Genomic DNA, 18740 nt, shown 5'->3' with positions numbered 1-18740 from the left:
CAGCAGGAAGAAGGCCATCATGGCCGTCACGAAGTCGGCATAGGCGACCTTCCAGGCGCCGCCATGGTGGCCCCCGCCGGAGACCTTCTTGATCTTCTTGATGAGGATCGGACGATCGCTCAGGGACATGGGGGGCTCGCGAAACAGGACCTGCTCGATAAGGTGGACAGTCCGCGTTAAGAAGGCGTTTGCGATAATCCAGAGTAGTGTTCGAGGGGGTTGGGTTGCTTCTAGTTCTCATGGCCTTGTTGGCGGGGCAGGAACGGGTCGCGGGCGCACCGCCTCCGGAAGTGGTCGCCGCCGCGCCGCCCACCGTATCGTCGCCGGCGCTGGTTGCGGCCCTGCCTGAACTGGCCGCCATGCCGGGTGTCGTTCTGGTCGGCTATCCGGTCAGCGGCGGGAGCGCCAGGGGCGTCCGCGAATCGATCAACCGGTCCCGGCCGCGCGAACCGGGAGGCGGCCCGTTCGATGGCATGACCACTTGGCGCTATTCGACCCGATGGCGCGGCTCGGCTGACGGTGGATGCGACCCGGCCAGCGCCGAGGTCACCGCGCACGTCGTCATCACCCTGCCCGAGCTGACGACCCGGCAGGCGCTGAGTCGATCGGAGCGCGAGAACTGGGACCGCTACCTGTCGCGGCTTGCGGCGCACGAGCAGAATCACGCCCGCATCGCCCTGGCCGGCATCGATCAGCTCCGCACCTTCATGCGCGGCGCCCCGAACTGCGAGACCATGCAGGCCGCGCGCGTCCAGATTGACGCCGCCATTCGCGACGCCAACCGTCAGTACGACGAAACGACAAGGCACGGGGCCACGGAAGGCGCGCGCTATCCCTGAGGCCTTGCCGCGAGCGAGGCCCTCGCCTAGTCGTCGGTGATGCTCCCCCCGCCTGATCCCGCATTCGACGCCGCCGCCTATCGCCGGGCGCTGGGCGGGTTCGCGACCGGGGTCTGCGTCGTGACGGCCCATACGCCCGACGGGCCCTACGGGATCACGATCAACTCCTTCACCTCGGTGTCCCTGAAGCCGCCGCTGGTGCTGTGGTGCCTCGATCGGGCCTCGGACCGGCACGACGGCTTTGCGGGCGCGGAGCGGTTTGCGGTTCATATGCTGCCGGTCGAGGACCGCGAGATGTCGGACCGGTTCGCCTGGGGCGTCTGCCGCCTGTCGTCAGATGAGTTCGACAGCTCCAGCAGTGAGCCCCCGCGGCTGAAGAACGCCCTGACGCGACTGGACTGCATCGCCACGGAGCGGATCGTGATGGGTGATCACCTGACCATTGTCGGGGCGGTGAGGAGCTTTGAGACGCGGCCGGGGGCAGGGCTCACCTATTTCCGCGGACGCTACGGCGTCGCCGAGGAGCCGGGGGCATGAAGATCGGTTTCGCGGGACTGGGCGTCATGGGCGGGCCGATGGCGCGGCATCTGGTTCAGGCAGGGCATGAAGTGGCCGGCTTCAACCGCTCGCCGGACAAGGCGCGGGCCTGGGCAGCGGCGACGGGTGGTCGGTTCGCCACCACAGTGGCGGAAGCCGCGGAGGGGGCCGAACTTCTGGTTCTCTGTGTCGGCAATGACGACGACGTCCGGCAGGTGGTGGTCGAGGCTCTGCCGCATCTGGCCGCTGACGCCGTGATCGTCGACCACACCACGACATCGGCCCGGGTGGCGCGCCAGATCGCCGCCGCGGCCACAGAGCAAGACAGGACCTTCGTCGACGCACCGGTTTCCGGCGGTCAGGCCGGCGCCGAGAACGGCCAGCTCAGCGTCATGGCGGGCGGCGATGCGGAGGCGCTCGCGCGGGTCGAGCCAATCCTGAAGGCCTATTCGAAGGCGGTGAAACACATGGGACCGTCCGGATCGGGCCAGTTGACCAAGATGGTCAACCAGATCGCCATCGCCGGAGTCGTCCAGGGCCTGGCAGAGGCGGTGCATTTCGCCGAGGTCGCGGGCCTGGATACGACCGCAGCCTATGACGCCATCTCCAAGGGCGCGGCCCAGTCGTGGCAGATGGACAATCGATGGAAAACGATGGCCGAAGGCCAGTTCGAATTCGGTTTCGCCGTCGACTGGATGCGCAAGGATCTCGGACTGGTGCTGGATGAGGCGCGGGCCAACGGCGCGCATCTGTCGCTGACGGCTCTGGTGGACCAGTTCTACTCGGAAGTGCAGGCCATGGGCGGGGCACGTTGGGACACTTCGAGCCTCGCAGCGCGGCTGCAGGACCGGGTCAGGAAACCCTGAGGCCGGATACGGCTCCCTGATTTCGCATAATATCTCTTATGCGCGTCACAGATCTGGCAAGGCGGGCTGCGCCTACGGCCCCTGTCCCACGGTCGGCGCGGCGTCGAGCAAGGCGATGGCCTCCCGGACATAGACCGCGTGAGCCACCACACCGATGCCGAGCGGTTCGTCCGACGGGCGCACCTCGGATGTGAGGACGCCCGCGATGAACGGATGATCCGGCTGGACCGTACCCGGCAGTTTGCGGGCCGCCGGCGTCCAGAACACCGGCCCTCCGGAGTTTCCGGGAAAGACCGGAAAATCAATAAGAAACACAGGAAAGCTCTGAACGGGCGTCAGTGGCCATGAGGCAATCCGCCCGGTGCGCAGGATGGGAAATCCCGCCGTGTTCGAGGAATAGCCGCGCGGAAAGCCGAGGGTCAGGAGTTCGTCGCCCGGCCCGACCTGCCAGCTGTCGAGGTCTTCCCCGCTGGCCAACCATCCCAGCGGGATCGCGGCCCGTGCGAAGACCGGCGGCGCGGAAATCTCCATTACTGCGATGTCGCGCTCAGGATGTTTGGTCCAGGCCGGGTCGCCCATCATGTTGCGGATGCGCAAGGGATCGGGCGCGAACCGCCAGCCGCCGCCCGGCATCTCGCTGCGCCAGCCGATCCGGGCGTCGCGACCGGCCATGCCGTCGAGCACATGGTGGGCCGTCACCAGCACGGTTCGGGGCGTGCCATCCGGGCGCGGCGCGTTGATCAGGAAGGCTGTTCCGACGCGGCGGGTGCCGTCGCCGTTGTTCTGGTCGACCTGAACCGTGGCGCTGATCAGACCGAGGGTCAGATCCCAGGCGGGCGCGGCCAGCTCCGCGATCGGAGGCTCCTGGACCTGCACCTGCTCCCAGGCGGGTTGAGGCGGCGTCTGAAGTTCGAACATCGTCCCCTGCCCGTCATTGGCGTTTGTTCATTTGACGGCGGGCCATCCGCGCGCACAAGGTCCGGCGTCAATTCAGGGGCACCGACATGAACCGCCGCGACCTTCTCGCCACATCCGCCGCTGCGCTCGCCGCAACGGCCCTTCCCGCTCACGCCCGCCCTACCGGAGCCCCGATGTCCCAAGGAACGCCCGTCCCGCCCGTTGCGAAGAAGATTCCGGTCCGCATCGAGCAACTGGGGCGCGTCCGGACGGACGACTATCAGTGGATGAAGGACGACAACTGGCAGGCGGTGCTGCGTGATCCGACGCTGATCAAGGCCGACGTCAAGGAGCACCTGGAGGCCGAGAACGCCTATCGCGAGGCCATGATGGTCTCGACCCTGCCTTTGCAGGCCGCGATGTTCGAGGAGATGAAGGGGCGGATCAAGGAGGCGGACAGCTCGGTCCCCTCCCCTGACGGGCCGTGGGAATACTACGTCGAGTACCGCACCGGCGATCAGCACCCGCGCTATATGCGCAAACCGCGTGGCGGCGCCGGCGAGGCGCAACTGCTGCTCGACGCCAACGCCCTGGCCGCGGGCAAGGCCTATTCCGAGGTATCCCAGACCGGTCACAGCCCCGACCACGCCCTGTTCGCCTATTCCGAGGACGCCCAGGGGTCCGAGGTGCACCAGATCTTCGTCAGGGACCTGGCGACCGGCGAGGTCCTGCCTGATCCGATCGGCTCGGCGACCGGCAATTTCACCTTCTCGCCGGACAGCCAGTGGATGTTCTGGACCAACCGCGACGACAACGGCCGCCCCGACAAGATCTTCCGCCGCCCGGTGCGCGGCGGTGAGGCGACCCTGGTCTATGAGGAGACCGACGACGGGATGTTCATCGGCGTCGGCCGCACCGCGGATGACGCCTTCATCCTGATTTCCGTCGGCAACCAGGAGACGTCGGAGGCCCGGGTCATTCCGGCCGCCACGCCGACCGCGACGCCGGTCGTTCTGGAGCCGCGCCATGGCGGACGGCTCTACGAGGCCGACCACTGGGGCGATCGCTGGATCATCCGCACCAACGCCGACGACTCGATCGACTTCAAGATCGTCGAGGCCCCGACGGCGACGCCCGGCAAGGCGCACTGGACCGATCTGGTCCCGCATACGCCGGGCCGCTACATCGAGGGCGTGGGCCTAGTGAAGGACTATATCGGCCGACAGGAACGGGCCGACGCCAATACGAAGATCGTCATCCGCGACCGCGCCGGCGCCGAGCACGAGATCGCGGTGGACGAGCCCGCCTACTCCCTCTCGCTCAGCGGGGCGTCGGAGTTCGATACGACCGTCATGCGCTACGGCTACAATTCGCCGTCCACCCCGACCTCGACCTATGACTACGATCTGGCGACGCGCGAGCGGACCCTGCGGAAGGTGCAGGAGGTGCCGTCGGGTCATGACGCCGCCGACTATGTGGTCGAGCGGCTGAACGCGCCTGCCCCCGACGGCGAACTGGTGCCGGTGACGGTGTTGCGCCGCCGGTCGACGCCGGTCGACGGCTCGGCGCCGCTGCTGCTCTATGGCTACGGCTCATACGGGATTCCGATGGCCGCGAGTTTCTCGACCAACCGGCTGTCACTGGTCGATCGGGGCTGGATCTACGCCATCGCCCATATCCGCGGCGGATCGGACAAGGGCTGGGGCTGGTTCCTGGACGCCCGGCGCTTCACCAAGAAGAACACCTTCACCGACTTCATCGCCGCCGCCGAGCATCTGATATCCAGCGGCCACGGCAAGGCCGGGCATATCGTGGCCCAGGGCGGTTCCGCGGGCGGCCTGCTGATGGGGGCAGTCAACAACATGCGTCCGGACCTGTGGGCGGGCATCATCGGCCAGGTGCCGTTCGTGGATGTGATCAACACCATGAGCGACACCAGCCTGCCGCTGACGCCGCCGGAATGGCCGGAGTGGGGCAATCCGATCGAGGACCCCGAGGCCTATGACTATATGATGAGCTACAGCCCGTATGATCAGGTCGCGCCGATGGCCTATCCGGCGGTTCTCGCCACCGGCGGCCTGTCCGACCCCCGTGTGACCTACTGGGAACCGGAGAAATGGGTGGCGCGGCTGCGGCCGGCCACGACCTCAGGCAAGCCGATCCTGCTCAAGATCAATATGGAGGCCGGTCACGGCGGCGCCTCGGGCCGGTTCGACTACCTGAAGGAGGTCGCCCACGACTTCGCCTTCGCGGTCTGGGCGATCGACAAGGGGTGGGAGAGGGTCTGAGCCCCCTCTCCTTCCCTACGGCGTGAGCGTCCAGGTGTACTGACCGACGTCGTCGGCGCGCAGGACCACGAAATCGCGGGTCTCGTAGCCGGCGGGGCAGGTGTCGCTGCCGTCAGACCAGAAAGTGTAGGGCCCGGGATACTGGACGCACAGGGCGTGGTTGCCTGCCCAGACCCGACCCGAGCCGTCCAGGGTGTCGCCGTACATGTAGAAATTGGCGTTGTCGGTTGAGACCAGCGCCCTGCAGACGCCGTTGGCCACTTCATACCAGCCGCGGTTGATGAACCGGCCGGTGCCCACCTCTACGTAGGAGATCGCCACCGTCCCGTTGCGGCCGCTCTCGTTGCAAACCCGGATATCGACGGTGGCCGGACGCGCCGGCGCCGGCGGCGCCATGCCGGGCTTGGACTGGGCGGCGGCCACGCCGGGCAAGGCGGTGACCAGTGAAACGGCTATCGCCGTAACGAACAGACGTGTTTTCATGATCCCCTCTCCCTCTTGGCGGCGTCAGGATATCAAGGATTTGCGATGATGCCACTGACAGTTGCTGACGGTCTCCTTCGTTGCGATGAGGGCTGATGAGCCTGCAACTGAGACACGCAATCGAGGCTGACCTGCCAGCGATCACGGCCCTGTACGGCCGCGAGGTCGAGGGCGGCACCGCGACCTTCGAGACCACACCGCCCGGCCCTGAAGAAATGGCGCAACGGTTGGCTGCGGTGCAGCGTCACGCCCTGCCCTGGCTGGTCGCGGAGATCGAGGGTGTCTTCGCCGGCTATGCCTATCTCTCGCCGTTCCGACCGCGACCGGCCTACCGCTACGGGGTGGAGGTCTCGATCTATGTCGAGGCCGATGCGCGGCGGCAGGGCGTGGGGCGGGCGCTGCTGGAGGCTCTGATCGCCCGGACCCGCGACCGTGGCCTGCGGCACCTGATCGGCGCCATCAGCGACAGCGAAACCAGCGCCGCATCGATCGCCCTTCACCGGTCGCTGGGGTTCCGGGACGCGGGCGTCTATCGGCAGGTTGGCTGGAAATTCGGGCGCTGGCTCGACGTCACCCTGATGCAGTTTGATCTGGACCCGGACGGCGGGCCGCCGCACTCGCCGGGGCTGGATCTGACCGGCGGCCTTACTTGACACTCCGGTTGAACTGGCCTCGATGGGGGCCGTGCGAAACCTGAACGTCATTCTCATGCTGCTGGGCGCCCTGTCGGTCCTGCTGCTGGGCGTGCTGCCCTCGTCGGCCATGACAAGCGAGGCGCCGGCGCCGTGCCATGAGGCGGCGTCGTCCACTCCGTCGGAACACGAGGCCCCTGCCCCGTCAGGCAAGGCCATGGCGGCCATGGCATGTTGTGTATCCTGGGTCGTCACACCATCGTTGCAGGGGCCTTCGCGCGGCCTGGTCGTCTGTCCTGCGAGCCCCCCTGGCGCCCGCTGCGGCCAGCCTGCCGATCGGCCTTTCGCCCGCCCCGGAACATGGCCCGCCCAGGATCTGATCGCGTCCATCTTCACTGCGCCCCTTCCCGGGCGCGCGATCGTCCATGATTCTCAGGAGGCCATGATGGCTGTCCGCCTTTCCGCGTTCCTCACGGGCGCATCCCTGCTCGCGCTGGCCCTGCCCGCTGTCGCGCAGGATCATTCACACCATTCGGCACCGCCGGCCGGGCCCCCGGCGGCCACACAGACACCGCCCGATGATCCTCACGCCGGCCACGATATGGCAACGATGGATCACCCGATGACCAGCGCACTTGGTCCCTGGCCGATGACCCGCGACGCCTCGGGCACCAGCTGGCAGCCTGACGTGTCCGAACACGGCGGCGTGCACTCCCGAAGGGGCGACTGGTCGCTGATGGGTCACGCGCAGCTGAACCTCGTTCATGACTGGCAGAACGGACCGCGGGGCGACGAGAAGACCTTTGTCAGCGGCATGATCATGGGCGCAGCCCGACGTGATTTCACCGACGGTTCGACGCTGAACCTGCGGGCGATGCTCAGCCCGGACCCCTTCATGGGCAAGGAGGGCTTCCCGCTCCTGCTGGCCGCCGGCGAGACGGCGGACGGGATCAATCCGCTGGTCGACCGGCAGCACCCGCATGAACTGGTGATGGAGTTGTCGGCCTCCTACGCCCGGCGGTTGGGCGCGAAGGACAGCGTCTTCGCCTACATCGGCCTGCCCGGAGAGCCTGCCTTCGGACCGCCGGCCTTCATGCATCGGATGAGCGCCATGGACAGTCCCGAGGCGCCGATCACCCATCACTGGCTGGACTCGACCCATATCGTCTTCGGCGTGGCGACGCTCGGCTGGGTCCATGACGCCTTCAAGCTGGAGGCCTCGACGTTCCGCGGACGGGAGCCGGATCAGGACCGCTATGACATCGAGACGCCGGAGCTGGACAGCTGGGCGGTTCGGGCGTCGTGGAATCCCTCGCCAGAGTGGTCCCTGCAGGCGTCATACGCTGATGTGACAGGGCCCGAGCAGCTGGAACCGGACGAGGACGAGACCAAGCTGTCTGCCAGCGCAATCCACACCCGGCGGGTCGGACCGGACGGCTGGTGGGCGTCGACCCTGGCCTGGGGTCGCAAGATCAACGATCACGACGAATCGAAGGACGCCTGGCTGGCGGAGACGGCCTTCGCGCCGGACGGCGCCTGGACGCTGTTTGCGCGGGCGGAGCGGATCGAGACCGACGAACTGGTCGCCGGGCCGGGCGGCGGACACGGGCCGCTCCATACCGTGTCCAAGGCCTCGTTCGGCATGGTTAGGGACTGGCGGGTGACGGAGAATGTCCGCTTCGGTCTGGGCGCGCTTTACAGCGTCAACAGCGTGCCGGACGGGCTGGAGCCGCTTTACGGCGGCGATCCCGACGGGGGGATGATCTTCGCCCGGCTCAAGGTCGACTGAGGAAACGTCGCGCCGTGCGGACCATCCGGTTCAGCGCGGCGCGATTCCGGTCGGGGGGACGGTCAGCCAGGGGGCCGGGCTGAAGCGGCGCGGGGGCTCGCCTATGGCGCCATGCTGAATGAAATGACGGGCGAAGGCGACGACCCCCAGGATGGTGGCCTCGTCGAAGGGTTTGGACACCGCGCCCAGCGCCCCGGCGAAACCGTCGGGGATCTGTTCCGGATTGGCGGTCAGGAAAACCACGGCCGAGCCGTACTCCTTGACCAGATGCCGCGCGATGTCGGGGCCGGTCATGCCGTCCAGAAGATTGATGTCCACCAGAGCCAGGTCAGGCCGGTCGCGCGCGGCGATGGCAAAGGCCCCGGCCCGATCCATGGCGCAACCGACGACCTCGCAGCCGGACTCGGACAACACCAGTTCAAGCTCCATGGCGAGAAGAGCCTGGTCTTCGACAATCAGGACCCGAAGGTCGGGTACATCAGACACGGCAGTCCCCCGGGCGCTAGCCGGACGCAGTAACACTGTTTGTGTCCGCTAGCGGACACCCAACGCGCAGATATTCAATCGGTTCACCTCTGGACGCCTTTTCGACAGCGCTCGCCGCAGAGCGCGCCCGCACGTCGGGAGGAAACGCCGGAAATCGGTCGGAAGGCTGACGGGGAGCAGCGAAGCGGATGGCTGGGGAACTAGGACTCGAACCTAGAATGACGGTACCAAAAACCGGAGTGTTACCATTACACCATTCCCCAGCAGGTCCGGCGTCGCCCGGAGCCGAAGCGCCGGAAGGCGGTCGAGATACGCGAAGGCCGCGGGCGATGCAACACCCGCCGAATTGACTATTTTCAATCCTCTCGTTTCCTCGCTTGCGGCCCCCAAACCCCCTCGCTATAAGCCGCGCCTCAAGTCGGAGTGTGGCTCAGTCTGGTAGAGCACTGCGTTCGGGACGCAGGGGTCGTAGGTTCGAATCCTATCACTCCGACCATCTTTCCCGAGACCCGGTTTACTTCATTTGGCGCCGCCCTCCGGGTTCCCGCGGCCTTCCGTCCGTTGCGATTGGTTCGCAGAACTCGTAGACAGAACCTCCACCGAGGAGATGTCCATGTTCCGTCGCGCCCTGCTGGCCACCGCCCTGATGCTTGCCCTGCCCCTCGCCGCCTGTGGCGACGGCGCCGACGACAAGAAGGCCGCCGGCGAAAACGGCGGTGAGCTGAACCTTTATACGGCCCGCCACTATGACGCGGACCAGCAACTCTACCGGCTGTTCGAGGAGCGGACCGGGGTGCGGGTGAACCGGGTCGATGGCAACCCCGACCAGTTGATCGCGCGCATGCGCACCGAAGGCGCCAACAGCCCCGCCGATGTCTTCGTCGCGGCGGATGCGGCCGCCCTGTGGCGGGCGCAGGAAGCGGGCCTGTTGCAGCCGGTGACGTCCGCGACGCTGACACGCGCCATTCCCGCCAATCTGCGCGATCCCGAGGGCCACTGGTTCGGCCTGGCGCGCCGCGCGCGGATCGTCGCCTATGACACGGCGCGGGTCCGGCCCGAGGAGGTCGACACCTATGAGGAGATCGCCTCTCCCCGCTTCCGCGGCAAGCTGTGCGTCCGTTCGTCGGACAGCATCTACAACCTGTCGCTGGTTGGGGCGCTGATCGAGGCCTGGGGGCCGGAGAAGGCCGGCGATTGGGTTCGGGGCGTGGTCGCAAACATGGCCCGGCCTCCGGAAGGCGGCGACCGTGACCAGATCCGCGCCGTCGGCGCCGGGGTCTGCGAGATCGCCCTGACCAACAGCTACTATTTCATCCGCCTCGCCAGCGGCGATGATGCGGGCGACCGGGCCATCACCGAACGGGTCAGGCTGGCCTTCCCGTCGCTGGCCGGTCAGGGCGCCCATGTGAACGTCTCGGGCGGCGGCGTGGCGCGCCATGCGCCGAACCGCGACAACGCCGTGCGCTTCCTCGAATTCCTGACCACGGCGGAGGCCCAGACCATCATCGCCAGCGCCAACAGTGAGTTCACGGCCGCCAACGGCGTGGCCAATCCGGCGCCGGTGAGCAACTGGAGCGACTTCACGGCGCATCCCATGTCGGTGACCGCCTTTGGCCGCCGCCAGTCGGAGGCGCAGTCCCTGATGACGGCGGCCGGTTGGCGCTGACGCCCGCCTCACGTCCGGCCGGCCGGGGGGGCGGCTCGCCGTTGACTCTGATCGGCGTCCTGGCGGCCGTGGTCTGCGTGCTGCCGCTCCTCGGGGTGGTCGCGGCGGCGGCCTCGGGCGGCACGGCGGACATCGCGGCGGCGGACCTGATCCGCTATGCGGCGACCTCCGCCGGTCTGGCGCTGCTCGTCGCGGTGATCACGGCGGCGGTCGGGACGGCGGCGGCCTGGCTGGTGGTGATGCACCGGTTTCCGGGGCGGGACGTCTTCGCCTGGGCGCTGGTTCTGCCATTCGCCATGCCGGCCTTCGCCCTTGCCTATGCCTATGCCGACCTGTTCGACGTCGCGGGCGACCTCAGGATCTGGGTGCGCGCCGGCGCCGGGTTCGACCTGCCGATCCAGCTGCGCAGTCTGCCGGGCGCAGCCTTCGTGCTCTCCTGCGCCTTCTACCCCTATGTCTATCTGGCCATGCGGGCGGCCTTCGTGAACCTGCCGGTGCAGGCGCTTGAGGCGGCGCGGAGCCTCGGCTGCACGGCGCGGCAAGCCTTTTTCCGGGTAGCCGTGCCGATGGCGCGGCCGGCGCTGGCGGCGGGGGTGGCGCTGGCGGTGATGGAGACCCTGGCGGACTATGGGGCGGTGCAGTTCCTCAGCGTCCAGACCCTGACGACCGGCGTCGTGCGCGCCTGGTTCGTCTATGGCTCGCTGGCCTCGGCGGCGCAGTTCGCCCTGCCCCTGCTGGGTGCGGCGGCGCTGTTGCTATGGATCGAGCGAGCCGGACGGCGCGGCCGGGCCTACGGCGGCGGAGCGCGCTGGCGGCCGCTTCCGGTCACCGCCTTGCGCGGCGTCAAGGCGGCCGCCGCGACCGGCTTTTGCCTGACGCTGCTGGGACTGGGGCTGCTGCTGCCGGCGGGCTGGCTGGCCTGGACCTCGATGGATGTGACGCCCGAGTGGCCGCGGCTGATTGCGGCGGCGCGCAACAGCCTGGGACTGGGCGTCGGCGGCGCCCTGGTGACCGTGCTGCTGGCGACGGCCCTCGCCCTGGCGAGCCGCCGGCTGCCGCTGACCGCCCGGCTGGCCAGCGTGGGCTATGCGACGCCGGGGGCGGTGATGGCCATAGGGCTGCTGGTTCCGGCCGGTTGGTTGTGGTCGATGGCCCCGGGCGGGTCAGCCAACGTCGCCGCCGGGATCCTGCTGCTGCTCTATGCCTATGCGGCCCGGCTGATGGCGGCGGCGCTGGAGCCGGTCGATGCGGGCCTCTCGCGGGTGACGCTGTCGATGATCCATGCGGCGCGCGGCCTCGGGGCGGGAGAGACGCGCGCCGCCCTGCGGGTGCAATTGCCGATCGCGGCACCGGCGCTGTTCACGGCTGGACTGGTGGTGCTGATCGACGTGCTGAAGGAGCTGCCCGCCACCCTGATCCTGCGGCCATTCAATTTCGACACCCTCGCCGTTATCGCCGACAACTATGCCCGCGACGAGCGGCTGGCCAACGCCGGCTGGCCGTCGCTGATGCTGGTGGGTCTGGCCCTGCCGCCCGTCCTGTGGTTGAGCCGCAAGGTCGCCCATGCCCGGCCGGGAAGCCCATGACCCATCCCCTCAACCCCGCCGTCCTCACCGTTGACGGCGTGAGCCGCGCCTATGGTGCGCGACCCGCGGTGGTCGACGCCAGCCTGACGCTCGAGGTCGGGCGGATCACCTGCCTGCTGGGCCCGTCGGGGTCGGGCAAGAGCACCCTGCTGCGGCTGATCGCCGGGCTGGAGCCGGTGGACGCGGGCGTCATCCGGGCCGGGGACGAGGTCCTGTCGCGCCCCGGCCATACGGTCTCGCCCGAGCGACGGGGCACGGGGCTGGTCTTCCAGGACTATGCCCTGTTTCCCCATCTGACGGTGTTGGACAATGTGCGGTTCGGACTGACCGCCCTGCCCCGGAGCGAACAGCGGGAAAGGGCGATGGCGGCGCTGGAGCGGGTCGGGCTGGCGGATCGCGCCATGGATTGGCCCCACGCCCTGTCCGGGGGGGAGCAGCAGCGGGTGGCACTCGCGCGCAGCCTGGTGCGGGAGCCGGCGGCGATCCTGCTGGACGAGCCGTTCTCGGGGCTGGACGCGCATCTGAAGGCGGGGGTGCGCGACGACCTGACCGCGGCGCTGCGGGCGGAGGGGGCGGCGGTGCTGATCGTCACCCATGACGCGGCCGAGGCCCTGATGATCGCCGACCGGCTGGTGCTGATGGACGCCGGGCGGGTGATCCAGTCGGGCGAGCCGGTCGCGTGTTTCGAGCGTCCGGTCTCGCGGGCCGCCGCGCGGCTGCTGGGCGAGGTCAACGCCCTGCCGGTCACGGTGACAGGCGGGACGGCGACCACGCCCTGGGGGCCGGCGGCGGCGCCGGGGTTGGCGGACGGGCCGGCGTGGCTGTTGCTGCGGCCGCAGGATCTGATGCTCAGTGCGGACGGGCCGGAGGCGTCGGTCACGACCTGTCGGTTCGGCGGGCGTTTCAGCGAGATCGGAGCCGATCTGGCCGGCCATTCCCTGCATCTGCACACGCCCGGCGTCGGACCCCGACCGGGCGAGACGGTGCGTGTTCGGGCCGAGCTGGCGCGGGCCTGCGTCGTCGCGGACTGACTCAGTCCCCGGCGCGATCCGCCACAGCGGCCAGATGCGCCCCGACCGCCTCGATGGGACGCCGGCCCAGCGCGGCGCGTCGGGCGAGCAGATCGGGCGAGCCGGCGTCATAATCGGCCATCAGCTGTGTGACGAAGGCGCCCGAGCGGACCTCGGCCAGGACCTCGTCCATGGCGGCTGTCGAGGCCTCGCCGATGATGCGCGGGCCGGTCAGATAGGCCCCGTACTCCGCCGTGTTTGAGATGCGGCCGAAGGCGCCGGCGATGCCCATGGAGAACATCAGGTCGGTCACCAACTTGACCTCATAGAAGCATTCGAACCAGGCCACCTCGGGCGGATAGCCGGCCTCGACCAATTTGGTGAAGGCCGCGTCGATCAGATGGCCGACTCCGCCGCACAGCACGACCTGCTCGCCGAACAGGTCGCTCTCGCATTCGGCGGCGAAGGTGGTTTCGAGGATGCCCTTGCGGCCGCAACCGAGGGCCGCCGCATAGGAAAGACCCAGCGTATGAGCGCCACCACTGGCGTCCTGATGCACGCCGAACAGGGCGAAGACCCCCTGCCCTTCGACATAGAGGTCGCGGATTCGCGGCCCAATGCCCTTGGGCGAGGCGAGGATGACGTCGAGGTCGGGGCGCGGCTCGACGAGGCCGAAGCGGACCGACAGGCCGTGGGCGAAGATCAGGGCGGCGCCGGGCTTCATCGCCGGGGCCAGTTCGTCGCGCCACAGATCGCGATGGGCCTCGTCCGAGACCATGACGGCGACGACATCGGCCGAGGCGGCGGCCTCGCCGGCGGTCAGCACATCGAAACCGTCGGCTTCGGCTTTCGCCCGGGTCGCAGAGCCGGACTTGAGGCCGACGACGATGTCGGCGACGCCGGAGTCGCGCAGGTTCAGGGCATGGGTCCGGCCCTGGCTGCCGTAGCCGATCACGGCCACGCGCTTGCCGCGCACGATGGAAAGATCGCAGTCGCGGTCATGGAAGACGGGAAGCGGAGTGCTTAGGTGTTCAGACATGAGCACACCCATAACGCCTTCCGACGTCGTCGCCTTCTGGAAAGAGGCCGGTCCCTCAAAGTGGTTCGCCAAGGACGACGATTTCGACGCCCTGTTCCGGGAACGGTTCGAGGCGGCGCATTTCGCCGCCGCCCGGCGCGAGCTTGATCACTGGATGGAGACCCCTGAAGGGTCGCTGGCGCTGATGATCCTGCTGGACCAGTTTCCGAGGAATGCGTTCCGGGGCACGGGCCACGCCTTCGGCACCGATCCACTGGGGCGGATGTTCGCCGCACGCGCGCTGGAGGCCGGGCATGACCTGCATGCCGAGGGGGATATCCGCCGGTTCTTCTACCTGCCCTTCCAGCATTCGGAGGATCGCGCCGATCAGGATCGTCAGCTTGAACTGTTCCAGACCCGGATGGACCGCAAGCCGGACGACCGCTGGGCGGAGCACCACCATGCGGTTGTCGTCCGCTTCGGCCGCTTCCCGCATCGGAACCGCGCGCTGGGCCGGGAGACGACGCCGGAGGAGCAGGCGTTTCTGGATGAGGATGGGTTCCGGGGCTGACCGTCCACAGGCCCGCCCGGCGCTCCACAAGATGTGAACCCGGGGGCACGAAACGGGACTCTGCGAATCACCCTGATCGGCACAGTCTGCCGGGATGAACGCCGTCGCCGCCCTGTCTGATCTGCAATCCCGCACGGGCGCCGTCGCGGCGGATCATCCGGAGTGGCAGTATCTCAACCTGCTGCGCGACATCCTGGACAACGGCAGCCGGCGCGACGACCGGACCGGCACCGGGACGCTGGGGGTGTTCGGGCGGCAGATGCGGTTTGATCTGTCGAAGGGCTTTCCGGTCCTGACCACCAAGAAGCTGCACCTGCGGTCCATCATCGTCGAACTGCTGTGGTTCCTGCGCGGCGAGACCAATATCGGCTGGCTGAAGGACAACGGCGTTTCGATCTGGAACGAATGGGCCGACGCCGAGGGCGAGCTGGGGCCGGTCTATGGCAAACAGTGGCGGTCCTGGGCGGCGCCGGACGGGCGGGTGATCGACCAGATCACGAAACTGGTCGAGGGGCTGAAGACCAATCCCAACAGCCGCCGGCACATCGTTTCGGCCTGGAACCCGGCCGACGTCGACGACATGGCCCTGCCGCCCTGCCACTGCCTGTTCCAGTTCTTCGTCGCCGACGGCAAGCTGAGCTGCCAGCTGTACCAGCGGTCGGCCGATGTGTTCCTGGGCGTGCCGTTCAACATCGCCTCCTATGCCCTCCTGACCATGATGGTGGCCCAGGTCTGCGGCCTGAAGCCGGGCGAGTTCGTCCACACCTTCGGCGACGCGCATCTGTATCTAAACCACATCGAACAGGCCGAGACCCAGCTGGCCCGCGCGCCCCAGCCCGCCCCGACGATGACGATCACGCCGAAGGACGACCTGTTCGCCTATACGCTCGAGGACTTCGTGCTCGAGGGCTATGAGCCCTGGCCGCATATCAAGGCGCCGGTCGCGGTCTGATGACCCTCGACCTCAAGGCCTTGCAGGGCGACGTCCTGCGCATCTCCGACATCTATGCGCGCGAGCACGGCATTGACCGGTCCGGCGACTGGGCCCTGCTGAAGGTGCAGGAGGAACTGGGCGAGCTGACGGCCGAGCATCTGCGGACGAGCGGGCGGGCCCGCGGCGAGGCGGACGCGGGCAAGCTGGGCGATGAGGCGGCGGATGTGCTGGGGATGCTGCTGATCTATTGCGATCGAGCGGGAATCGACATCGAGGCGGCGATGCAGCGGAAATGGCTGCACTGGCTGGACCCGGAAACCGGCGTTCCGTCAACCTAGCTTCACCATAAGACTCGGCCCACCCTCCCGCTCGACCCCGCGCAAGGCGGGGCCGTAGCAACGGGGAGGTTGCCATGGTGAAGAAGTTTTCGGCCGAGTTCATCGGCACAATGGTGCTGGTTCTGTTCGGGTGCGGGGCGGCGGTGCTGGGGCCGGCGCCGTTCGACCAGCTGGCGGTTTCGCTGGCCTTCGGTCTCGCCATCGTGGCCATGGCCTACGGCATCGGGCCGGTGTCGGGATGCCACGTCAATCCGGCCGTCAGCCTCGCGGCCTTCATCGCCGGACGGATGTCGCTGAAGGACATGGGTCTGTACTGGGTGGCGCAGATCCTCGGCGCCGTCGCGGGCGCGGTCATCCTCGGCCAGATCTCCTCGGGCGGTTACGCCAGCCTGGGAGCCAACGGTTTCGACGGCGGATCGCCGGGGGGATACGGCATGCAGGCGGCGCTCATCTTCGAGGTGGTGGCCACGGCCATCTTCGTCATCGTCATTCTCGGCGTGACCGGAGCCAAGGGTCAGGGCGCGTTCGCGGGTCTGGCCATCGGCCTGACCTTGGCGGTGATCCATATCGTCGGCATCCAGGTGACCGGAGTGTCGGTCAATCCGGCCCGCAGCTTCGGCCCGGCCGTGCTGCAGGGCGGCGAGGCCTTGAGTCAGGTCTGGCTGTTCTTCGTCGCGCCCGCCATCGGCGCGGTGCTCGGGGCGCTGCTGTTCCGGTTCAAGGTGCTGGAACCCGACGCCTGAGGCTGTAAGAACGGGCGGCGGCCGGTCGGGCCGTCGCCTGTTTTTCCGAGGTCCGCTTGGCCCTGCCCCAACTCGTTCTCGTCGTCGCCCGCGCCCGCAATGGCGTGATCGGACGGGATGGCGACCTGCCGTGGCGGCTGCGCAGTGACCTGCAGCGGTTCAAGGCGATCACCCTGGGCAAGCCCTGCATCATGGGCCGCAAGACCTGGGAGAGCCTGCCGCTCAAGCCCCTGCCGGGCCGGCTGAACCTGATCCTGTCGCGCGATGAGTCCTTCACGGCCCGTGGAGCCGTGGTCTGTACGACGCTGGATGAGGCGGTCGAGATCGCGCGCGAGACGGCCGAGGACGACGGGATCGGTGAGATCTGCGTCATCGGCGGCGTGGCCCTGTTCGAAAAGGCCCTGCCGCGGGCGCGACGCATCTATCTGACCGAGATCGACGCCGAGCCGGAGGGCGACGTCCTGTTCCCGTCGTTCGACGAGGGGGCGTGGATCGAGGTATCGTCCGAGGCCCATCCGGCGGGCGAGAAGGACGACCACCCCTTCGTCTTCCGGGTTCTCGAAAGGAAATGACCATGCTGATCGTGACGACCAACGAGGCGCCCGGCTATCGGGTCGTGAAGACGCTGGGGCTGGTGCGGGGCATCACGGTGCGGTCGCGCAACGCCATCAGCGACATGGTCGGCGGGCTCCAGTCGATGCTGGGCGGACGGGTCGAGACCTATGTCAAACTGGCCGAGACCTCGCGGGCCGAGGCCCTGCAGGAGATGGTCGAGCACGCGCAGGCCATGGGCGCCAACGCCGTGATCGCCATGCGTTACGAGGCCAATGAGATCATGGAAGGCGTCACCGAGGTGCTGGCCTACGGGACGGCGGTGGTGGTGGAGGGGGACTAGGGATTAGGCCCGTAGGGCTTAGGAATTAGGAATTAGGGACGGGAGCTGTTCAGCCGACTTCGTCGGGACTGCCGCCAATCTTCTAATTCCTAAGCCCTAATTCCCAAGCCCTCAGCCTCAGCTCAGCGTCATCATCGCTGACCGCTCGAAATCCTTCAACTCGTCCTGACGGCCGTCGCGGACCTTCACCACCCAGTTGGGATCGGCCAGAAGCGCACGGCCGACCGCTATCAGGTCGAACTCCTCGCGCTCCATGCGCTGAATCAGGCCTTCCAGTGAGGCCGGACGGGACCCGGCGCCGCCAAAGGCGGCGATGAACTCGCCATCCAGTCCAACCGAGCCGACGCTGATGGTCGGCTTGCCGGTGATGACCTTCGCCCAGCCCGCGAAATTCAGGTCGGATCCGTGGAACTCCGGCTCCCAGAACCGGCGCTGTGAACAGTGGAAGACATCGACGCCCGCATCCGAGAGCGGAAGCAGCCATTCGGCCATTTCGTCAGGGTTCAGGGCGATCTTCGCCTCGAAATCCTGCTGCTTCCACTGGGAAAGCCGGATGATCAGCGGAATGTCCGGCCCGAGACCTTCGCGCACGGCCTTGACCACCTCGACCCCGAAACGGGCACGCTCGGCGATCGAGGGGCCACCCCAGCGGTCTCCGCGGGAATTGAGGCCGTTCCAGTAAAACTGGTCGATCAGATAGCCATGGGCCGAATGGATCTCGGCGGCATCAAAGCCCAGCTCGCGCGAAGCCCGGGCGGAGGCGCCGAAGGCCGCGATGGTGTCGGCGATGTCCTCTTCGGTCATCGGCTCATATTTCTGCTTGCCCGGGGCGGTCAGGCCCGAAGGACTGTCGACCTTGCCGAGCGGCGTCCAGTCGGCCCCCTGCCCCCGTGCGGCTCCGACATGCCAGAGTTGGGGCGCGATCAGGCCGCCGGCAGCGTGGACTTCCTCGACCACCTTCTTCCATTCGGGCAGGGCCTCGCCGTGGAAGACCGGCACCTTCGGGTCGTTGCGGGCGGCGGGACGCTCGACGACCGTGCCCTCGGTGATGATCAGGCCCACCTGCCCCTCGGCCCGGCGGCGATAGTAGCCGGCCACGTCGCTGGTCGGGATGCCGCCCGGCGAGAAGGACCGCGTCATCGGCGCCATGACGATGCGGTTG

At 68.1% G+C, this 18740-nt stretch carries 21 protein-coding genes and 2 tRNA genes; 16 read left to right on the top strand and 7 right to left on the bottom strand.

Going from position 1 to position 18740, the window contains the following annotated elements; genetic code table 11:
* The coding region (locus B3E43_RS06775; protein WP_292028130.1) for a flagellar motor protein MotB at positions 1-129 on the bottom strand (129 nt) is incomplete at its 3' end.
* A 95-nt stretch (positions 130-224) separates the two neighbouring features.
* Between B3E43_RS06775 and B3E43_RS06770 the strand changes: the two genes are divergently transcribed.
* From B3E43_RS06770 to B3E43_RS06760, 3 genes are read left to right on the top strand one after another with little or no spacing between them, the layout of a single operon-like run.
* Positions 225-839: a DUF922 domain-containing protein gene (locus B3E43_RS06770; RefSeq protein WP_292027828.1), complete on the top strand. Its 615-nt coding sequence runs from the start codon at positions 225-227 to the stop codon at positions 837-839.
* 39 nt (positions 840-878) lie between these two features.
* A complete protein-coding gene (locus B3E43_RS06765) occupies positions 879-1376 on the top strand; it encodes a flavin reductase family protein (RefSeq protein WP_292027826.1) in 498 nt (165 codons plus the stop codon).
* On the top strand, positions 1373-2242 hold the full coding sequence (locus B3E43_RS06760) for an NAD(P)-dependent oxidoreductase (protein WP_292027824.1): 870 nt from the start codon (positions 1373-1375) through the stop codon (positions 2240-2242). Before B3E43_RS06765 ends, B3E43_RS06760 begins: the two co-directional genes overlap by 4 nt.
* A gap of 72 nt (positions 2243-2314) precedes the next feature.
* Here B3E43_RS06760 and B3E43_RS06755 read toward each other — a convergent pair whose 3' ends face one another.
* Positions 2315-3160 (bottom strand): trypsin-like serine peptidase, encoded by an 846-nt coding sequence (locus tag B3E43_RS06755; RefSeq protein ID WP_292027822.1) that lies wholly within the window; start codon positions 3158-3160, stop codon positions 2315-2317.
* 86 nt (positions 3161-3246) lie between these two features.
* Here B3E43_RS06755 and B3E43_RS06750 point away from each other — a divergent pair, with 86 nt between their 5' ends.
* Positions 3247-5427, top strand: coding sequence for a S9 family peptidase (locus B3E43_RS06750; protein WP_292027821.1), 2181 nt, complete (start codon positions 3247-3249; stop codon positions 5425-5427).
* Positions 5428-5442: 15 nt separating this feature from the next.
* On the opposite strand, the gene B3E43_RS06745 is transcribed toward B3E43_RS06750, so the two are convergent.
* Positions 5443-5910, bottom strand: coding sequence for a DUF1036 domain-containing protein (locus B3E43_RS06745; protein ID WP_292027819.1), 468 nt, complete (start codon positions 5908-5910; stop codon positions 5443-5445).
* 95 nt (positions 5911-6005) lie between these two features.
* Here B3E43_RS06745 and B3E43_RS06740 point away from each other — a divergent pair, with 95 nt between their 5' ends.
* A complete protein-coding gene (locus tag B3E43_RS06740; protein WP_292027816.1) occupies positions 6006-6563 on the top strand; it encodes a GNAT family N-acetyltransferase in 558 nt (185 codons plus the stop codon).
* Between the two features lie 601 nt (positions 6564-7164).
* Positions 7165-8331, top strand: coding sequence for a hypothetical protein (locus B3E43_RS06735; RefSeq protein WP_292027814.1), 1167 nt, complete (start codon positions 7165-7167; stop codon positions 8329-8331).
* Positions 8332-8361: 30 nt separating this feature from the next.
* Here B3E43_RS06735 and B3E43_RS06730 read toward each other — a convergent pair whose 3' ends face one another.
* The gene (locus B3E43_RS06730) at positions 8362-8817 is read right to left on the bottom strand and encodes a response regulator (protein ID WP_292027813.1); all 456 of its coding nucleotides are present in this window, start codon (positions 8815-8817) and stop codon (positions 8362-8364) included.
* A gap of 189 nt (positions 8818-9006) precedes the next feature.
* Positions 9007-9080: transfer RNA gene (locus B3E43_RS06725), tRNA-Gln, on the bottom strand.
* A 156-nt stretch (positions 9081-9236) separates the two neighbouring features.
* Here B3E43_RS06725 and B3E43_RS06720 point away from each other — a divergent pair.
* From B3E43_RS06720 to B3E43_RS06705, 4 genes are all read left to right on the top strand, one after another.
* Positions 9237-9313 (top strand) — tRNA-Pro (locus B3E43_RS06720).
* Positions 9314-9430: 117 nt separating this feature from the next.
* Positions 9431-10483: an extracellular solute-binding protein gene (locus B3E43_RS06715; RefSeq protein ID WP_292027811.1), complete on the top strand. Its 1053-nt coding sequence runs from the start codon at positions 9431-9433 to the stop codon at positions 10481-10483.
* 41 nt (positions 10484-10524) lie between these two features.
* Positions 10525-12069: an ABC transporter permease gene (locus tag B3E43_RS06710; RefSeq protein WP_292027807.1), complete on the top strand. Its 1545-nt coding sequence runs from the start codon at positions 10525-10527 to the stop codon at positions 12067-12069.
* Entirely contained in the window at positions 12066-13100 is a 1035-nt protein-coding gene (locus tag B3E43_RS06705; protein WP_292027805.1) for an ABC transporter ATP-binding protein, read from the top strand. Before B3E43_RS06710 ends, B3E43_RS06705 begins: the two co-directional genes overlap by 4 nt.
* Position 13101: 1 nt before the next feature.
* Here the strand turns inward: B3E43_RS06705 and ilvC are convergent, their stop codons facing one another.
* A complete protein-coding gene (gene ilvC, locus B3E43_RS06700) occupies positions 13102-14118 on the bottom strand; it encodes a ketol-acid reductoisomerase (protein WP_292027803.1) in 1017 nt (338 codons plus the stop codon).
* Between ilvC and B3E43_RS06695 the strand changes: the two genes are divergently transcribed.
* The 6 genes from B3E43_RS06695 to B3E43_RS06670 all read left to right on the top strand — a co-directional run bounded on the left by B3E43_RS06695 (position 14117) and on the right by B3E43_RS06670 (position 17578).
* The gene (locus B3E43_RS06695) at positions 14117-14668 is read left to right on the top strand and encodes a DUF924 family protein (protein WP_292027801.1); all 552 of its coding nucleotides are present in this window, start codon (positions 14117-14119) and stop codon (positions 14666-14668) included. The genes ilvC and B3E43_RS06695 overlap by 2 nt on opposite strands.
* Before the next feature lie 94 nt (positions 14669-14762).
* On the top strand, positions 14763-15620 hold the full coding sequence (locus B3E43_RS06690; RefSeq protein ID WP_292027798.1) for a thymidylate synthase: 858 nt from the start codon (positions 14763-14765) through the stop codon (positions 15618-15620).
* Complete coding sequence (locus tag B3E43_RS06685; RefSeq protein WP_292027797.1) at positions 15620-15940, top strand: phosphoribosyl-ATP pyrophosphohydrolase; 321 nt, start codon at positions 15620-15622, stop codon at positions 15938-15940. Before B3E43_RS06690 ends, B3E43_RS06685 begins: the two co-directional genes overlap by 1 nt.
* A gap of 74 nt (positions 15941-16014) precedes the next feature.
* Positions 16015-16683 carry an aquaporin gene (locus B3E43_RS06680; RefSeq protein WP_292027795.1) on the top strand — a complete coding sequence of 223 codons (669 nt, stop codon included), beginning with the start codon at positions 16015-16017 and terminating at the stop codon, positions 16681-16683.
* Positions 16684-16739: 56 nt separating this feature from the next.
* Positions 16740-17255, top strand: coding sequence for a dihydrofolate reductase (locus tag B3E43_RS06675; RefSeq protein ID WP_292027794.1), 516 nt, complete (start codon positions 16740-16742; stop codon positions 17253-17255).
* 2 nt (positions 17256-17257) lie between these two features.
* Complete coding sequence (locus B3E43_RS06670; RefSeq protein ID WP_292027792.1) at positions 17258-17578, top strand: YbjQ family protein; 321 nt, start codon at positions 17258-17260, stop codon at positions 17576-17578.
* A 117-nt stretch (positions 17579-17695) separates the two neighbouring features.
* Here the strand turns inward: B3E43_RS06670 and B3E43_RS06665 are convergent.
* Positions 17696-18740, bottom strand: a 1045-nt coding sequence (locus tag B3E43_RS06665) for an NADH:flavin oxidoreductase (protein WP_292027789.1), incomplete at its 5' end; no start/stop codon positions are given.

It is taken from the genome of Brevundimonas sp. UBA2416 (assembly GCF_002343105.1).
Lineage (GTDB): Bacteria > Pseudomonadota > Alphaproteobacteria > Caulobacterales > Caulobacteraceae > Brevundimonas.
This window is presented reverse-complemented; position numbering and strand designations above follow the sequence as displayed.

Excerpts from the sequence above, each read along its gene's own strand:
- B3E43_RS06670 (WP_292027792.1), top strand. The coding sequence starts at position 17,258 with ATGCTGATCGTGACGACCAACGAGGCGCCCGGCTATCGGGTCGTGAAG.
- ilvC (WP_292027803.1), bottom strand. The coding sequence starts at position 14,118 with ATGTCTGAACACCTAAGCACTCCGCTTCCCGTCTTCCATGACCGCGAC.
- B3E43_RS06735 (WP_292027814.1), top strand. The coding sequence starts at position 7,165 with ATGACCAGCGCACTTGGTCCCTGGCCGATGACCCGCGACGCCTCGGGC.
- B3E43_RS06745 (WP_292027819.1), bottom strand. The coding sequence starts at position 5,910 with ATGAAAACACGTCTGTTCGTTACGGCGATAGCCGTTTCACTGGTCACC.
- B3E43_RS06685 (WP_292027797.1), top strand. The coding sequence starts at position 15,620 with ATGACCCTCGACCTCAAGGCCTTGCAGGGCGACGTCCTGCGCATCTCC.
- B3E43_RS06760 (WP_292027824.1), top strand. The coding sequence starts at position 1,373 with ATGAAGATCGGTTTCGCGGGACTGGGCGTCATGGGCGGGCCGATGGCG.
- B3E43_RS06715 (WP_292027811.1), top strand. The coding sequence starts at position 9,431 with ATGTTCCGTCGCGCCCTGCTGGCCACCGCCCTGATGCTTGCCCTGCCC.
- B3E43_RS06690 (WP_292027798.1), top strand. The coding sequence starts at position 14,763 with ATGAACGCCGTCGCCGCCCTGTCTGATCTGCAATCCCGCACGGGCGCC.
- B3E43_RS06705 (WP_292027805.1), top strand. The coding sequence starts at position 12,066 with ATGACCCATCCCCTCAACCCCGCCGTCCTCACCGTTGACGGCGTGAGC.
- B3E43_RS06755 (WP_292027822.1), bottom strand. The coding sequence starts at position 3,160 with ATGTTCGAACTTCAGACGCCGCCTCAACCCGCCTGGGAGCAGGTGCAG.
- B3E43_RS06740 (WP_292027816.1), top strand. The coding sequence starts at position 6,006 with ATGAGCCTGCAACTGAGACACGCAATCGAGGCTGACCTGCCAGCGATC.
- B3E43_RS06765 (WP_292027826.1), top strand. The coding sequence starts at position 879 with ATGCTCCCCCCGCCTGATCCCGCATTCGACGCCGCCGCCTATCGCCGG.
- B3E43_RS06750 (WP_292027821.1), top strand. The coding sequence starts at position 3,247 with ATGAACCGCCGCGACCTTCTCGCCACATCCGCCGCTGCGCTCGCCGCA.
- B3E43_RS06680 (WP_292027795.1), top strand. The coding sequence starts at position 16,015 with ATGGTGAAGAAGTTTTCGGCCGAGTTCATCGGCACAATGGTGCTGGTT.
- B3E43_RS06695 (WP_292027801.1), top strand. The coding sequence starts at position 14,117 with ATGAGCACACCCATAACGCCTTCCGACGTCGTCGCCTTCTGGAAAGAG.